This is a genomic window from Streptomyces sp. NPDC050528 (assembly GCF_044457795.1).
Lineage (GTDB): Bacteria > Actinomycetota > Actinomycetes > Streptomycetales > Streptomycetaceae > Streptomyces.
In genome coordinates this window covers 266,416-282,812 of record NZ_JBITHH010000010.1, presented here as the reverse complement: position 1 = coordinate 282,812, position 16,397 = coordinate 266,416, and the positions used below count along the sequence as shown (strand labels likewise).

Sequence of the window (16,397 nt, the reverse complement as noted above, 5' to 3'; positions counted from 1 at the left end):
CCTTCGCCCCGGGCTTACGTTCCTCCCACCCAATAGGAAACTTTCCTAACAGTGATCACGTGACACGCTGTGTGGTTCGGGAGTTCGAAAGGCAGGTGGCGTAGACATGGCAGGAACCTCCGGTACCCCGGGCACCGGCACCCCGGGCACCCCCCGCGTCCTGCGCGCCATGAACGACCGTGCCGCCCTGGACCTTCTCCTGGAGCACGGCCCGCTGTCCCGTACCCGGATCGGCAAGCTCACCGGGCTCTCCAAGCCGACCGCCTCGCAGCTGCTGGCCCGGCTCGAAGCGGCCGGGCTCGTCCTCGCCACGGGGACGAGCGAGGGGCGGCCGGGCCCCAACGCCCAGCTGTACGTGGTCAATCCGAGCGCCGCACACGCCGCGGGGCTCGACGTCACGCCGGAGCGCATCCGCGCCGCCGTCGCCGACGTCACCGGCCGCACGGTGGGGGAGTTCGAACTCGCCACCCCCGGGCGGCGGCCCGCCCAGCCCGTCGTACGGCAGGTGACGGACGCGCTCGACGGTGCGGTGAAGGCCGCCGGGCTCGCCCGGGACGACGTCCACCGCCTCGTCATCGGCACCCCGGGCGCCTTCGACCCGAACACCGGCCGGCTGCGGTACGCCTCGCACCTGCCGGGCTGGCACTCCCCCGCGCTGCTCGACGAACTCGCCGCCGCGCTGCCGATGCCGGTGGAGTACGAGAACGACGTGAACCTCGTCGCCATAGCGGAGCAGCGGCTCGGCGCGGCCCGCGGGCACGGCGACTTCGTGCTGCTGTGGAACGAGGGCGGGCTCGGCGCCGCCCTGGTCCTCGGCGGCCGGCTGCACCGCGGCTGGACCGGCGGTGCGGGCGAGGTCGGCTTCCTGCCGGTGCCGGGCGCACCCCTGGTCCGCCAGGTGACCAAGGCCAACAGCGGTGGTTACCAGGCACTGGCGGGCTCCCAGGCCCTGCCCCAACTCGCCCGCGAACTCGGCATCACCGAGATCCCGACGGGTCCCTACGCCGAGGTCGCCGCCGCCCTCGTCGCGACCGCCGCCGACCACACCACCGGCCCCCAGCGGCGACTCCTGGAGATCTACGCGACCCACCTCGCGACCGGTCTCGCCTCCCTCGTCTCCGTACTCGACCCCGAACTCGTCGTCCTCAGCGGTGCGTCACTGGCCGCCGGCGGCGAACCTCTACGCGCCCTCGTCCAGGCCGAGTTGGAGGAGCTGGCGGCATCGCGGCCCCGGCTCGTCGTCGGCGACGTCCATGAACACCCCGTGCTGCGCGGCGCGTTGGAAAGCGCGCTGGCAACGACTCGCGACGAGGTCTTCGACACCTCGCGCTGATCCCACTTCCCGCACGGCCGACTCCGGTTCCCCCAGACCGACTTCGGCTCACCTCGCACCACCCGGCTTCCCCAACCACCTTGCCCCGCCCCGCCCTTGGGAGACCTTGCCATGCCCGGAACGTCCCGGAAGATGTCCATAACATCCCGGAAAGCGGCTGTCGCGCTCGCCGCCACCGCCTCCTTCGCCCTCCTCGCCACCGCCTGTACCGGCCAGTCCTCGTCCGGTGCCTCCGACGACGCCTCGAAGGACGTGACCATCAACTTCTGGCACGCCTGGAGCGCGGCCTCCGAGCTGAGCGCCGTGAAGTCGCTGGTCGCCGGGTTCGAGAAGGCGCACCCCAACATCCATGTGAACGTGGTCGGCAACATGACCGACGACAAGATCAACCAGGCGCTGCGCACCGGCGGCGGCAAGTCGCCCGACGTGATCTCGTCCTTCACCACGAACAACGTCGGCAAGTTCTGCTCGTCGGGCGCCCTCGTCGATCTCAACCCCTTCTTCAAGAAGGACGGCATCGACCCGGAGACGACGTTCCCGAAGGCGATGAACGAGTACACCCAGTTCGACGGAAACCGTTGCACCGCACCCCTGTTGGGCGACGCGTACGGGCTCTACTACAACAAGACGGAGTTCAAGAAGGCCGGCATCACCAGCCCGCCCAAGACCTGGTCCGAATTCGAGGCCGACGCCAAGAAGTTGACGATCAGCAAGGGCGACACGTACTCGCAGCTCGGGTTCATGCCGGACTACCACGGCTGGGAGACCACCACCGAGCACATCTTCGCCCAGTTCTCGCCGACGTACTTCGACAAGAGCGGCAAGTCGGCGCTCGCCACCGACCCCGCGTTCAAGGCCGGTTTCACGCTCCAGAAGAAGCTCGTCGACGAACTCGGCGGATTCAAGAAGCTGGAGAGCTACCGCTCGACGCTCGGTGACGAGTGGGGCGACAAGCACCCCTTCCACACCGGCCAGGTCGCGATGCAGCTCGACGGCGAGTGGCGGCTCGGGATGGCCACGGCCGCAAATCCCAAGCTGGACATCGGAGTTGCCCCGCTGCCCGTGCCGGACGACCAGGTCGCCCAGTACGGCAAGGGCTACATCACCGGCACGATCACCGGAATCGCCGCCAACAGCAAGAAGCAGAACGCCGCCTGGGAGTTCGTCAAGTACATCACCACGGACACGGACGCGGTGGTCGGCTTCTCCAACGCCATCCACAACGTGCCCTCCACCCTCGCCGCCCTCAAGTCCCCGAAGCTGAAGTACGACCCGCGCTTCAAGACCTTCCTGGACATCGCGTCGAACCAGTACTCGACCACAAGTCCCGCCTCCATCAACGGCGGTGTGTACCTGACGACGATTCAGAACCTCGGCTACGACTACGAGAGCGGCAAGGTCACCAACCTCGACTCCGCCCTGAAGAGCACGGCCAAGCAGATCGACACCGACATCGCGCAGGCGAAGTAGCCGCAGAATGAGCACAGTCACTCTGGCGTCGAAGCGCCGCAAGTCGGCGCTTCGGACACTCGCCTTCATGTCGCCCTGGCTGATCGGCTTCGCGGTCTTCTTCGCGTATCCGCTGATCTCGACGGTCTATTTCTCGTTCATGCACTACGACGGCTTCAAGCCGCCGACGTGGGTGGGAACGAAGAACTGGACGTACGTCTTCAAGAACTATCCGTACTTCTGGCCCGCGATGCGCAACACCCTGTGGCTGGTCGTGGTGATGGTCAGCCTCCGGGTTGTATTCGGCCTGGGCGTCGGGCTGTTGATCACCAAGATCAAGACGGCTACCGGTGTCTTCCGGACCCTCTTCTACCTGCCGTACCTCGCCCCTCCAGTCGCCGCGACGATGGCGTTCGCGTTCCTCCTCAACCCCGGTACCGGGCCCGTCAATTCGATCCTGGAGAAGGTCGGCATCCCGGCCCCGGGCTGGTTCAACGACCCCACCTGGTCCAAGCCGGCGCTCACCCTGCTCGCCCTCTGGGGCATCGGCGACCTCATGGTCATCTTCATGGCCGCGCTGCTCGACGTACCCCAAGAGCAGTACGAGGCAGCCGAGTTGGACGGCGCCTCGGCCTGGCAGCGGTTCCGGTTCGTCACGCTGCCGAACATCTCGCCGATCGTGATGTTCGCCGTCGTCACCGGCGTGATCCAGACCATGCAGTACTACACACAGCCCCTCATCGCCGGGAAGGTCGCGTCCGGCGTCATCCAGGGCGCCGGCACGCAGTTCGAGCCCGGCTACCCGGAGAAGTCCACGCTCACCCTTCCCCAGCTCGTCTACAACCTCGGCTTCCAGCGCTTCGACTACGGCTCGGCCTGCGTGGTGGCACTCGTCCTGTTCGCCCTGTCGATGGTGTTCACCGCGTTCCTGATGCGGCGCCGGGGCGGCCTCAACCTGGCAGGTGACTGACCATGGCCCAAGTACTCGACAAGCCCGTGGAGTTGAGGGCGCCGGTGACCCCCGCCGAGCGCACCGCCCGCCGCAAGGCGCTCATGGAGTGGATCGCGGTCCACTCGCTCGGCGTCGCCGCCGCGCTCTTCTTCACGCTGCCCTTCGTGTTCGTGTTCCTGACCTCGCTGATGAGCGACAGCCAGGCCCTGAGCCGCGACCTCATCCCGCACACCTGGGAGTGGGGCAACTACCGCAAGGTCTTCGACACTCCGGGCTTCCTCACCTGGTGGAAGAACACGCTGATCTACGCCGGTCTCGGCACCGTCCTGACCGTCGTGTCGTCGATCCCGGTGGCGTACGCGCTCGCCAAGTTCCGCTTCCGGGGCCGGAATCTGTCGCTGATGCTCGTCATCTCGATGATGATGCTGCCGCCGCAGGTCGTGATCATCCCCATGTACCTGTTCTGGGCCAAGCAGTTGGACCTCTCGGGCACGCTGTGGCCGCTGATCATCCCGATGGCGTTCGGAGACGCCTTCTCGATCTTCCTGCTGCGTCAGTTCCTGATGACCATCCCGAACGAGTACCTGGACGCGGCGAAGGTCGACGGCTGCGGCGAGTTCAAGACGCTGCTGCGGGTCGTCCTGCCGATGGCCAAGCCCGGTATCGCCGCCGTGGCGCTCTTCCAGTTCTTCTACGCCTGGAACGACTACTTCGGACCGCAGATCTACGCGTCCGAGAACCCCGGTGCCTGGACGCTGAGTTACGGCCTGGAGTCGTTCAAGGGCGCGCACCACACCGACTGGAATCTCACCATGGCCGCGACCGTGCTGGTCATGGCCCCCGTGATCCTCGTGTTCTTCTTCGCACAGAAGGCGTTCGTCGAGGGCGTCACGCTCACCGGAGTGAAGGGTTAACCACCTATGAAACTGGCCGTGGTCGGCGGAGGCTCGACCTACACACCCGAACTCATCGACGGCTTCGCCCGGTTGAGGGACACCCTGCCCGTCGAGGAACTCGTCCTTGTCGACCCGGCGCCCGAACGCCTGGAACTGGTGGGCGGGTTGGCCCGCCGGATCTTCGCCAAGCAGGGGCACCCCGGGCGGATCGTCACGACGGACGACCTGGACGCCGGTGTCGAGGGCGCCGACGCGGTGCTGTTGCAGCTCCGCGTCGGCGGGCAGGCGGCCCGCGAGCAGGACGAGACCTGGCCGCTGGAGTGCGGCTGCGTCGGCCAGGAGACGACCGGCGCCGGCGGCCTCGCCAAGGCGCTGCGGACCGTACCGGTCGTTCTCGACATCGCGGAACGGGTCCGCCGTACGAACCCGGACGCCTGGATCATCGACTTCACCAACCCGGTCGGGATCGTCACCCGCGCGCTGCTCCAGGCCGGACACAAGGCAGTTGGCCTGTGCAACGTGGCGATCGGGTTCCAGCGGAAGTTCGCCGGGCTGCTCGGCGTCACTCCGACCGATGTGCACCTCGACCACGTGGGCCTCAACCACCTCACCTGGGAGACCGGCGTACGGCTCGGCGGTCCCGAGGGCGAGAACGTGCTGCCCAAGCTGCTCGGCGAACACGGCGACGCCATCGCCGCCGACCTGAGCCTGCCCCGGGTCCTCCTCGACCGGCTCGGCGTCGTCCCGTCGTACTACCTGCGGTACTTCTACGCGCACGACGAGGTCGTACGGGAACTGCGGACGAAGCCGTCCCGGGCCTCCCAAGTGGCGGAGATGGAACGCGAGTTGCTGAAGATGTACGCCGATCCGGCCCTGGACGAGAAGCCCGCGCTGCTCGCCAAGCGCGGCGGGGCCTACTACTCCGAGGCCGCCGTCGACCTCGCCGCCTCGCTGCTCGGCGGGGGCGGGAGTCCGTACCAGGTCGTCAACACGTACAACAAGGGCACGCTGCCGTTCCTGCCGGACGACGCGGTGATCGAGGTGCAGGCCGCCGTCGGGGCGAAGGGGGCAACTCCCCTTGGCGTAGCGGATGTTGATCCGCTGTACGCGGGGCTGATGGCCAACGTGACCGCGTACGAGGACCTCGCTCTGGAGGCCGCGTTGCGCGGGGGCCGGGAGCGGGTGTTCCGGGCGCTGCTCTCGCATCCCCTGATCGGCCAGTACGAGTACGCCGAAGCCCTGACCGACCAACTGATCGCGCACAACCGGGAGCACCTCGCGTGGGCCTGACCGCAAGTGTCCTCGCCGTCGACGCGGGCAACAGCAAGACCGACGTCGCGGTCGTGGCGGCCGACGGGGAGATCCTCGCCACGGCCCGCGGCGGCGGGTTCCGGCCGCCGGTCGTGGGCATCGAGACGGCCGTCGACAACGTCGCCGAGGCCGTCGCCCGCGCCTTCGCGGAGGCGGGGGTGAGCGCGGTCGACCATGTGTCGGCCTGCCTCGCCAACGCCGACTTCCCCGTGGAGGAGGAGCAGTTGGCCGCCGCGCTGCACGCGCGCGGGTGGGGCGCGAGTGCGGAGGTCCGCAACGACACGTTCGCGGTGCTGCGCGCGGGCATCCCCGAACCGCGCGGGGTCGCCGTGGTGTGCGGGGCCGGCATCAACTGCGTCGGCATGCGGCCCGACGGCCGCACCGCCCGCTTCCCGGCGATCGGCCGTATCTCCGGTGACTGGGGCGGCGGTTGGGGCCTGGCGGAGGAGGCCCTGTGGCACGCGGCCCGCGCGGAGGACGGACGGGGCGGTCCTACGGCCCTGGCGCGCACGCTTCCCGCCTACTTCGGCCTGGACTCGATGTATGACCTGATCGAGGCCCTGCATTTCGAACACGTCGAACACCGCCGTCGGCACGAGTTGACGCCGGTGCTATTCGCGACGGCGGTGGACGGCGACCCGGTGGCCCGCTCGATCGTGGACCGGATGGCGGAGGAGGTCGTGGCGATGGCGACGGTCGCGCTGACCCGCCTCGACCTGCTCGACGAGGAGGCGCCGGTGCTGCTCGGCGGCAGCGTCCTCGCCGCCCGGCACCCTCAACTGGACGACCGCATAAGGGAGTTGCTGGCGGCCAAGGCGCCCAAGGCGGTGGCCACTGTCGTCACCGCGCGGCCGGTCCTCGGTGCCGTCCTGCTCGGCCTGGACCATGTGGGCGCCGTTGCCGAGGCGCATGTTCGGGCCAGGGCGTACTACGAGCACTGACACCCGGGAACCGAACAGATTCCCACGGCGTATTCATGGACAGGGGGGCGGTGCGGGGCGTTGTGTGGTGCCGGAAATCCGGTGACCGCGCTGCGATCCGATCAAGATCCAGTGAAGGCCCGTGCGGAATGTCAGTCCTGGCGGCGATACTTGCGGCGACGGGATGACCCTGGGGGAGGTCAGCAGTGACACAACCGCCGAAGAACAGCACGGCGCCACCGGGCACCGCCGTGCCCACGATGCCGGCGCTGCCGCCGCAGCCGGGCCGCTCGGGGGCGCCCGCGCCCCGGCGCACGCCGGATGCCGCACCCGCGCGCCGTACGGCGTTCGCCGAGGGCGTCGACCGGCTGCGCGCGGCGGCCACCACCGAGCCGGGCCGGCTGCGGGCCCTCGGCGCGCTGCTGGCCGTGCTGGTGATCGCGTTCGGCGCGGTCGCCGCCTGGCAGACCGACAGCCGGGCCACGGCGGCCGACGACGTGCTCCACCACAGCCAGCCGCTCAGCTCCGACGCGGCGGACATCTTCCGCTCGCTCGCGGACGCCAACACGATGGCGGCCACCGGTTATCTGGCGGGCCCGGACGAGACCCGAACCACCCGCGACCAGTACGAGAAGGACGTGCGCGACGCCGCCGCGAAGCTCGTCACCGCCGCCGCCAACACCGACCCCGGCTCGTCGTCCGCGACCTACATCAAGCAGCTGAACGAACGGCTGCCGGAGTACAAGGGCCTGGTCGAATCGGCCCGCGCCAACAACCGGCAGGGCTTCCCGGTGGGCGGCGCCTATCTGCGTGCCGCGAACGACATGATGCAGAACCAGATGCTTCCGAAGGCCCAGGACCTCTACAAGAACGAGAACGAGCGGCTGAGCGCCGACTACGGGAACGCGACGCCGTATCCGTGGTTCGCGATCGCCCTCGGTCTCCTCGCCCTCGGCGGCCTGGCCTGGGCCCAGCGGCGCAACTACCAGCGCACGAACCGGGTGTTGAACAGCGGCCTGGTCGCCGCCTCGGCCGCCACCGCGGTCGTCCTGCTGTGGGTGGTCGTCGGCCACACCGTCGCCCGCGCGGGCCTCAACGACTCGTACGACCACGGGGTCGAGTCGATCAACGTGCTGCACGACGCCCGTATCGCCTCCCTCAAGGCGCGCAGCGACGAGAACCTCACCCTCGTCAGCCGCGGCTCGGAGACGAAGAAACTCGCGAACAAACAGGTCGTGGACACCTACGCCTGGGGGTACAAAAACGAGATCGCCGCGCTGGGCAAGGGCCTGAAAGTGGCCGACTCGCTCGCCGACGACTCCGCGGGCCGCGAGCCCGTCGCGGTCGCCAACAAGTCGATGAACACGTGGATATCCCGCCACACACAGGTCCAGCGGGACAACGAGTTGGGCAAGTACGACGATGCCCGTGCCGGTGTCATCGGCACGGCCGATTCGACGAAGGAGTCGACGGCCGAGTGCTTCGCAGCCGTGGACGCCTCGCTGGACAAGGCGCTGACGCACGAGACGGACGAGTTCAAGCGGTCCGCGGGTGACGGCCTGGACGCGATGACCGGCCTCACCGTCGGGGCCGCGGTGCTCGCGGTGCTCGGCGCGGCCGGCGCCGTACTGGGCATCGGGCGCAGGCTGTCGGAGTACCGGTGAAAGGGGGCGTGACGATGCGGGTACGGAGTGACTTCTCTCGCCGCCTGAGCGCGGTGCGGCGGCTGCGGTCCGGCCTGCGGGGCTGGGGCGGGGTGGGCGCGATGGCGATCGTCTGCGCCCTCGCGATCGCCTTCGTCCTGCTGCTGCCGCTCACCCAGTCGCGCGGCGAGGGCGGTGCGGAGCTCGGCGGACAGCGGACGGTCCAGGGCGTCCAGGCCAAGGCGCCCAAGTGCAACGACGACACCATCCAGGACCAGAGCCCGCCCCCGTCGGACGACGAGGGCGCCGCGATCAAGGCCATCAAGGAGCATGGCGTTCTGAAGGTGGGCGTCGACCAGAACAGCTACCGCTGGGGCTACCGCAACCCCAACAGCTCCTCCAGTGACCTGGAGGGCTTCGACATCGACCTGGTCACCGCCATCGCCAAGAACATCTTCGGCAGCTCCTACACCCCCGACAAGGTCCAGATGCTGGCCATCCCGACCGACCAGCGCATCCCGGCGATCCAGGGCAAGCGCGTCGACATGGTGGTCCGCACGATGACGATCACCTGCCTGCGTGCCGATGACGTCGCCTTCTCCGCCCCGTACTTCGTCACCGGCCAGCAGGTCCTCGCCCCGAAGTCGTCGAAGATCTCGGGCTACAACGACTCGCTCGCCCACCAGAGGGTCTGCTCGGCGGCGACCTCCACGGCGAACACCCGTCTGGCCTTGGACAAGGGCAAGAAGATCCCGGCCAGCGTCGACGTCCTGCCCGCCGTCCCCAACCAGCTGGACTGCCTGGTGAAGCTCCAACTCGGCGAGGCGGACGCGGTGGTGACCGACGGCGCACTCGCGGCGAGCCAGGCGGCGCAGGATCCGACGGTGGAGCTGAAGGGCTCCCCCTTCACCACCGAGTACTACGGCGTGGCCATGAACAAGGGCGCCACCGACCTGGTCCAGCGGGTCAACCGAATACTGGAGACCTACCGCACCAGCACCGGCCCCGACGGCTGGCACGCGTCCTACACGAAATGGCTGCTGCCGACCCTGGGTAAGGATTCGACGTCGGCCAACCCGCCCACACCGCACTACAAGTGACGGATCATCAACTACCGGAACCACACGGACCACTGACGGAACGACAACGCAACGAGAGGTGATCGATGGGCGGCGTCACGGGACCCCCCGGGCCGGTAATGGACCGGGACGAGGTGGACCGTGCGCTGGCGCGGCTCGGCGCGGAGCACGAGGCCATCGAGACCTCGCTCCTCGCCCTCCAGGACCACGCGGGCCGCAGACTCCTCGAAGGCGCCGAGCTGACCGGCACGACCAAGGAGCGCTGGGCGTCCACGGACGCGGCGATCACGCTGCTGTGGGCGTACTTCGACGCGTACACGGACGCGTTCCACGCCGCCCAGAGCATCCGCTCCCGGCGCCGCTGGTCCAGCCGTGAGGACCTGGTCGAGCTGACCGAGCTGCTGCGCGGCGAGTCCGTCACGGTCGCCGGTTCGACCACGGCGACGGCCAACATGCCGACGCTGACCGGCAGTTCGAGCAAGCTGAGCCACCAGTTCTCGCTGAGCGCGCTCGTCGACGAGATGAACGACCTGTACGCGAACTCCCTCGACATGGTTGTCACGTCCGACGCGGTGTGGTCGGCGCTGCCCGCCCGGATCGATTTACTGGCCGCGGAGTTGCAGCGCACCCGCCAGCTCGCCCACTCCGTGGGGGTCCGCCCGGGCGAACACCCGGCGGGCGACGACCTGGAGCGCATCACGCGCGTCCTGACCGATCTGCGCGAGCGCGTGGTCTCCGACCCGCTGGCCTTCTGGGTACGGGCGCAGGGGAGTTCGGCCCCCGGCGGCGGCCGCCCGGACACCACGGTCTACGACCGGGAGGCGCGCGCCCTGGAGGACGTACGCCGCGAGATCGACGCCGTGCTCACCGTCCGGCAGGACGCGGAGGCGCGGCTGGTGAAGCTGCGGGACGTGCTCTCCCGCGCGGACCGCACCCTCGCCGAGGCACGCACCGCGCGCGGTGAGGTCCTCGCGAAGATCGCGGCCACGGAGGTGCCGGTCGTCAGCGGCCCGCCGACCGTGCTCCAGGAGCAGCTGTCGACGGCCGCCGAGTACCGCAGACACGCCCAGTGGCACCGTCTGTCCCCGCTCCTGGAGTCCCTGGAGCAGAAGGCGGAGGACGAACTGCTGCGCGCCCGCGAGTCGTTGACCGCGGTCACCCAGCCGCTGGCGGTCCGCGCGGAGCTGCGCGGCCGCCTCGACGCGTACAAGGCGAAGGTCGCCCGGCACGGCCTCGCGGAGGACCCGCTGCTGATCGAGCGGTACGACGCGGCCCGCCGCATGCTGTGGAGCGCGCCCTGCGACCTGCGCGTCGCCGAACAGGCGGTGCTGCGCTACCAGCACGCCGCCGCCGAGCAGTTCAACGCTCCGCGGCCCCAGCCGCAGGGCGGTCCCGAGGACCAGAGGGGGCCGGGCGCGTGAGTGACGAGAAAGAAGCGGGGTCGGTCATGAGCGAGACACAGCGGAAGTGTCAACGGCCGGGCTGCGAGGGGTCGTACGAGGACGTCGGCGGCGGTGAGCTGTACTGCGACACCTGTGGTCTGGCGCCGGTGGTGTCGGCGAAGGGCGCGATCAGTTCACCGCCCACCGGGATGGCCAGCGGCAAGGGCTCGCGGGGCAGTGCCAGTTCCCGTACCAGCAGCCGCAGTTCGCGTACGTCGTCGCAGTCGTCGAAGTCGCGCCGCTCGGTGTCGGGGCGGCTCTCCCGCTCGGAGTCGGGCCGCGCCTCCAGCCGTTCGGTGTCGGTGCGCAGCTCCGGTTCGTCGTCGGGGACCTCCAGCCGCGGCCGGCTCGGCGTCGGTCTGGTGCAGGTGCCGGGGGTGCCGCGGCCGGACCCGCGCGAGATGGTCCTGGAGAACCCGGAGGTCCCCGAGCGCAAGCGGTTCTGCTCGCGCTCGGACTGCGGCGCTCCGGTGGGCCGGGCGCGCGGCGACAGCCCGGGGCGTACGGAGGGTTTCTGCACCAAGTGCGGCAACCCGTACTCGTTCACGCCCAAGCTGGAGGCCGGCGACATCGTGCACGGCCAGTACGAGGTCGTGGGCTGTCTCGCGCACGGCGGCCTCGGCTGGGTCTACCTCGCCGTGGACCGCGCGGTCTCCGACCGCTGGGTGGTCCTCAAGGGCCTCCTCGACACCGGCGACCAGGACGCGATGGAGGCCGCGATCTCCGAGCGGCGCTTCCTCGCCGAGATCGAGCACGCCAACATCGTGCGGATCTACAACTTCGTCGAGCACCTGGACCAGCGGACGGGTTCGCTGGACGGGTACATCGTCATGGAGTACGTCGGCGGCAAGTCCCTCAAGGAGATCGCCAACGACCGCCGCACACCGGACGGAAAGCGCGATCCGCTGCCGGTGGAGCAGGCCTGCGCGTACGGCATCGAGGCCCTGGAGGCGCTCGGCCACCTGCACAGCCGCAACCTCCTGTACTGCGACTTCAAGGTCGACAACGCGATCCAGACCGAGGACCAGCTCAAGCTGATCGACATGGGCGCGGTGCGCAGGATGGACGACGACGAGTCGGCCATCTACGGCACGGTCGGCTACCAGGCGCCGGAGGTCGCGGAGGTCGGCCCGTCGGTGGCGAGCGACCTGTACACGGTGGCCCGCACGCTCGCGGTGATGACCTTCGACTTCCAGGGCTACACGAACATCTTCGTGGACTCCCTGCCCGACCCGGACAACATCGAGGTCTTCCGCCGCTACGAGTCGTTCTACCGGCTCCTGGTCCGTGCCACCGACCCCGACCCGGCCCGCCGGTTCGCCTCCGCGCAGGAGATGGCCGAGCAGCTGACGGGCGTCCTGCGCGAGGTCGTCTCGCTCCAGACCGGGCGGGCCCGCCCCTCCCTGTCCACCCTGTTCGGGCCCGAACTGAAGGTCACGGACACGGAGTTGTTCCCGAAGCTGGACGGGGACGTGTCCCTGCTGGGCGCGAGAGCGGTGCAGCCGTCGAAGCGGATCCCAAGTGCCCGCTCCGGCACGGCACTTGCCGAACGCCCCAACGGCACCCCGGTGTTGACCGCGCTCAACGGCAGCGCGCCGAGCACCGTCAAGCAGGTCGACTCCCCCGCTGTGGCCCTCGCGCTGCCCGTCCCGCACGTGGACGCGAGCGACCCCAACGCGGGCTTCCTGGCGGGCCTGATGGCGACCGCGGCGACCGAACTGCTCGGGGCGCTCGCCTCGGCGCCGTCGCCGTCCGTGGAGACCCGGCTGCGGCAGATCAGGGCCTGGCTGGAGAACGGCGACTCGTACACCGCGCTGGACGCCCTGGCGAAGCTGGAGGACGAGCGGCCCGACGACTGGCGGGTGGTCTGGTACACGGGCGTGGCCGCGCTGGCGACCCGGGACTACGAAGCCGCAGCGCTGTCCTTCGACGCGATCTACGACGCCTTCCCGGGCGAGCCCGCGCCGAAGCTGGCGCTGGGCCTGTGCGCCGAGGTGCTGGGGCAGCTGGACAACGCGGCCGAGTACTACCGGCTGGTGTGGTCGACCGACCCGAGCTATGTGAGCGCGGCCTTCGGCCTGGCCCGCGTCCAGTTCGCGACCGGCGACCGGCAGGGCGCCGTACGGACGTTGGAGTCGGTGCCCGAGGCGTCGATCCACTACACGGCCGCGCGCGTGGCCGCCGTACGGGCGCGGCTTCGGGAGCGGGCCGCGACGGCGGACGACACGCCGTTCCTGGACGAGCTGACCGCGGCCGCGGGACAGGTGGAAGCGCTGGAGGGATACGGTCTGGATGCCGTCCGGCGCGAGCGGTTGTCGGCCGAGGTCCTCGGCCGCGCCCTCGACTGGATACTCTCCGGAGGCCAGGGTTCCGTACCGCTCACGCGGCGGGAGCTGCTCGGCAGCGAGCTGGACGAGCGGGGACTCCGCTTCGGCCTGGAGCGTTCGTACCGCACGCTGGCCCGGCTGGCACGGGACGGCGAGGAGAGGATCGACCTGGTGGAACGAGCCAACCGTTACCGCCCCCGGACGTGGGTGTAGTTGATGTCGCAGATGCCCCAGCTCGCCGCCTGCCCGAGCTGCGAAGAGCCGCTCGAATCGGGTGACCGCTTCTGCGGTGCGTGCGGATACGACCTGTCGGCCGTGCCCGCGCCGCCGGACGACCACCCGACGCTGACCATGAACGGCGCGGTGCCGCTCCCCCCCGAGGAGGCCGCGGACGTGGACTGGCCCGTGGTGCCCCAGCCGGAGAGCGCCGAGACCCCGCCGACGGTCCACCTCCCCACCGATCTGGCCGGCACGGACTCGGGCGGCACCCCCCTGCCGTCCAACGCCCCGCTGCCGCCGACCGGTTCACCGGTCTCCCCGGCCACGGGCGTACGGTTCGACCGGCCGCCGGAGCCCGACGAGTACCCCTTGCAGGCGCCGGACCCGCGGGTCGCCGCCGATCCGCCGACCGCGGGCGAGGGCGTCAAGGTGTGCGTGGCCTGCCGCTCGGGCCGGGTGGACCCGGACGGCTACTGCGAGAACTGCGGGCACGCCCAGCCCCGCGAACGCGACCACATGGAACAGGAGTTGGGCCCGCTCGCGGCGGTCAGCGACCGCGGGCTGCGGCACCATCGCAACGAGGACGCCTTCGCCGTAGGACAGTGCCTGCTGCCCGACGGGGCGCCCGCGCTGGTCGCGGTCGTGTGTGACGGGGTGTCGTCGGCGACGCGGCCCGACGCGGCCTCGCTCGCGGCCTCGCGGCAGGCGGGCGAGGCGTTGCTGGCCGCGCTGCCGCAGGGGACGCATCCGCAGGCGGCGATGCACGAGGCGATCATCGCGGCCTCGCACGCGGTCAACTCCCTTGCGGAGGAACCCGCCACGGCCCGCGAGCACGCCCCGCACCAGAACGCGCCGGCCTGCACGCTGGTCGGCTCGATCGTCACCCCGACCCTCCTCGTCGTCGGCTGGGTCGGCGACAGCCGCGCCTACTGGATCCCGGTGGACCGCAGTTCACCGCCGGCCCGGCTCACCGAGGACGACTCGTGGGCGGCGCAGATGGTCGCCGCGGGCCTGATGAGCGAGGCGGAGGCCTACGCCGACGAGCGCGCCCACGCGATCACCGGCTGGCTCGGCGCGGACGCGTACGAACTGGAGCCGCACACCGCCTCGTTCAAGCCGGACCGGCCGGGTGTGGTGATCGTGTGCACCGACGGACTGTGGAACTACGCGGAGTCCGCCGAGGAGATGGCCGAGGTCGTTCCCGTCGACGCGGCTCTCCGTCCGCTGCACAGCGCCCAGGTGTTGGTGGGCCACGCGCTCGACGGCGGGGGCCACGACAACGTAACAGTGGCCGTCGTGCCGTTCCCGGCCCCGCCGCAGGGGGCAGTAATCGGCTGAGGCCGCGCAAACGGGGACGGCCTCGGACCGGTGGGGACCGGTCCGCATATAGTCATCGCCCCATCCAGGTGGGGTACTTGAGGGGGATCAGAGCAGGCATGGCCAATTTCTCGAAGTCGAACGTGCCACAGTTCTCGGTCGACGTGTACCAGAACGAGTACCTGCCGGAGGGCGGGCGTGAGGTCAACGCGATCGTCACGGTGACCTCGACCGGCGGCGGCACCATCGGGAGCCCGGTCGCGGCGCCCCATCTCTACTCGGCCGGTCAGGGCCCGGACGCGGCCGTGGCGATCATGGTCGACTGTTCGGGGTCGATGGACTACCCGCCGACCAAGATGCGCAACGCCCGCGACGCCACGGCCGCCGCGATCGACACCCTGCGCGACGGCGTGCACTTCGCGGTGATCGGCGGCACGCATGTCGCCAAGGAGGTCTATCCGGGCGGCGGCAAGCTCGCGGTCGCCGACTCGCGCACCCGCGACCAGGCCAAGCAGGCGCTGCGCAAGCTGAGCGCGGGCGGCGGTACGGCGATCGGCACCTGGCTGCGGCTGGCCGACCGGCTGCTGTCGTCGGCGGACGTCTCCATACGCCACGGCATCGTGCTGACCGACGGCCGCAACGAGCACGAGGCGCCGGAGGACCTGAAGGCCGCGCTCGACTCCTGCGCCGGACGGTTCACCTGTGACGCGCGGGGCGTCGGCACCGACTGGGAAGTGAAAGAAGTCACAGGGATCGCCTCCGCGCTGCTCGGCACCGCCGACATCGTCGCGGACCCGGCCCATCTCGCCGCCGACTTCACGAAGATGATGGAGACGGCGATGGGCAAGGAGGTCGCGGACGTCGCGCTGCGGCTGTGGACGCCGGTGGGCACGGCCATCAAGTTCGTCAAGCAAGTCGCGCCCCGGGTCGAGGAGTTGACCGACCGCCGCACCGAGGCGGGGCCCCGCGCAGGGGACTACCCCACGGGGTCCTGGGGAGACGAGTCCCGTGACTACCACGTGTGCGTCGAGGTCCCCGAGGCAGGCATCGGCCAGGAGATGCTCGCGGCCCGGGTCTCACTGGTCGTCCCGCAGGCCGACGGCAGCACCCAAAACCTGGGCGCCCAGGGCCTGGTGAAGGCCGTATGGACCGACGACATGGTCGCATCCACGTCGATCAACCCCCAGGTCGCGCACTACACCGGCCAGGCGGAACTGGCACAAGTCATCCAACAAGGGCTCGATCTCCGCAAATCGGGAGATGTCGACGGAGCAACGGCCAAACTGGGACGGGCCGTTCAGCTCGCCAGCGTCTCCGGAAACGCGGATACTGCGAAACTGCTTGCGAAGGTGGTGGACGTGGTCGATGCCGCGGCGGGTACTGTGCGACTGAAGGCGAAGGTCGCGGAGGCCGACGAGATGACTCTCGAAACACGGTCCACAAAGACTGTTCGTGTAAAGAAGTGACCTAGCCAGCACGACTCCGTGAGACCCAGAACGACCCTGTGCG

The 16,397-nt window shown here is 70.0% G+C and carries 12 protein-coding genes; all 12 read left to right on the top strand.

From position 1 onward, the window contains the following. Positions 1 to 106: 106 nt before the first annotated feature. Entirely contained in the window at positions 107 to 1,333 is a 1,227-nt protein-coding gene (locus tag ACIBK4_RS32655; protein ID WP_399000536.1) for an ROK family protein, read from the top strand. Positions 1,334 to 1,465: 132 nt separating this feature from the next. Continuing rightward, positions 1,466 to 2,803, top strand: coding sequence for an ABC transporter substrate-binding protein (locus ACIBK4_RS32650; protein ID WP_399000534.1), 1,338 nt, complete (start codon positions 1,466 to 1,468; stop codon positions 2,801 to 2,803). Positions 2,804 to 2,810: 7 nt separating this feature from the next. Further along, entirely contained in the window at positions 2,811 to 3,752 is a 942-nt protein-coding gene (locus tag ACIBK4_RS32645; RefSeq protein WP_033284578.1) for a carbohydrate ABC transporter permease, read from the top strand. A 2-nt stretch (positions 3,753 to 3,754) separates the two neighbouring features. After that, on the top strand, positions 3,755 to 4,648 hold the full coding sequence (locus tag ACIBK4_RS32640) for a carbohydrate ABC transporter permease (protein WP_200689161.1): 894 nt from the start codon (positions 3,755 to 3,757) through the stop codon (positions 4,646 to 4,648). A 6-nt stretch (positions 4,649 to 4,654) separates the two neighbouring features. Further along, on the top strand, positions 4,655 to 5,920 hold the full coding sequence (locus ACIBK4_RS32635; protein WP_399000530.1) for a 6-phospho-beta-glucosidase: 1,266 nt from the start codon (positions 4,655 to 4,657) through the stop codon (positions 5,918 to 5,920). Continuing rightward, entirely contained in the window at positions 5,911 to 6,882 is a 972-nt protein-coding gene (locus ACIBK4_RS32630; RefSeq protein ID WP_399000528.1) for an N-acetylglucosamine kinase, read from the top strand. Before ACIBK4_RS32635 ends, ACIBK4_RS32630 begins: the two co-directional genes overlap by 10 nt. A gap of 185 nt (positions 6,883 to 7,067) precedes the next feature. Then, complete coding sequence (locus ACIBK4_RS32625) at positions 7,068 to 8,525, top strand: hypothetical protein (RefSeq protein WP_399000526.1); 1,458 nt, start codon at positions 7,068 to 7,070, stop codon at positions 8,523 to 8,525. Between the two features lie 14 nt (positions 8,526 to 8,539). Continuing rightward, entirely contained in the window at positions 8,540 to 9,604 is a 1,065-nt protein-coding gene (locus tag ACIBK4_RS32620) for a glutamate ABC transporter substrate-binding protein (protein ID WP_399000524.1), read from the top strand. A gap of 98 nt (positions 9,605 to 9,702) precedes the next feature. Continuing rightward, positions 9,703 to 11,004, top strand: a complete 1,302-nt coding sequence (locus ACIBK4_RS32615) for a hypothetical protein (RefSeq protein ID WP_399000522.1) — start codon at positions 9,703 to 9,705, stop codon at positions 11,002 to 11,004. A 26-nt stretch (positions 11,005 to 11,030) separates the two neighbouring features. Next, entirely contained in the window at positions 11,031 to 13,565 is a 2,535-nt protein-coding gene (locus ACIBK4_RS32610; protein WP_399000520.1) for a tetratricopeptide repeat protein, read from the top strand. Continuing rightward, complete coding sequence (locus ACIBK4_RS32605) at positions 13,566 to 14,909, top strand: protein phosphatase 2C domain-containing protein (RefSeq protein ID WP_399000518.1); 1,344 nt, start codon at positions 13,566 to 13,568, stop codon at positions 14,907 to 14,909. A gap of 98 nt (positions 14,910 to 15,007) precedes the next feature. Further along, positions 15,008 to 16,354 carry a VWA domain-containing protein gene (locus ACIBK4_RS32600; protein WP_399000516.1) on the top strand — a complete coding sequence of 449 codons (1,347 nt, stop codon included), beginning with the start codon at positions 15,008 to 15,010 and terminating at the stop codon, positions 16,352 to 16,354. Positions 16,355 to 16,397 lie beyond the last annotated feature (43 nt).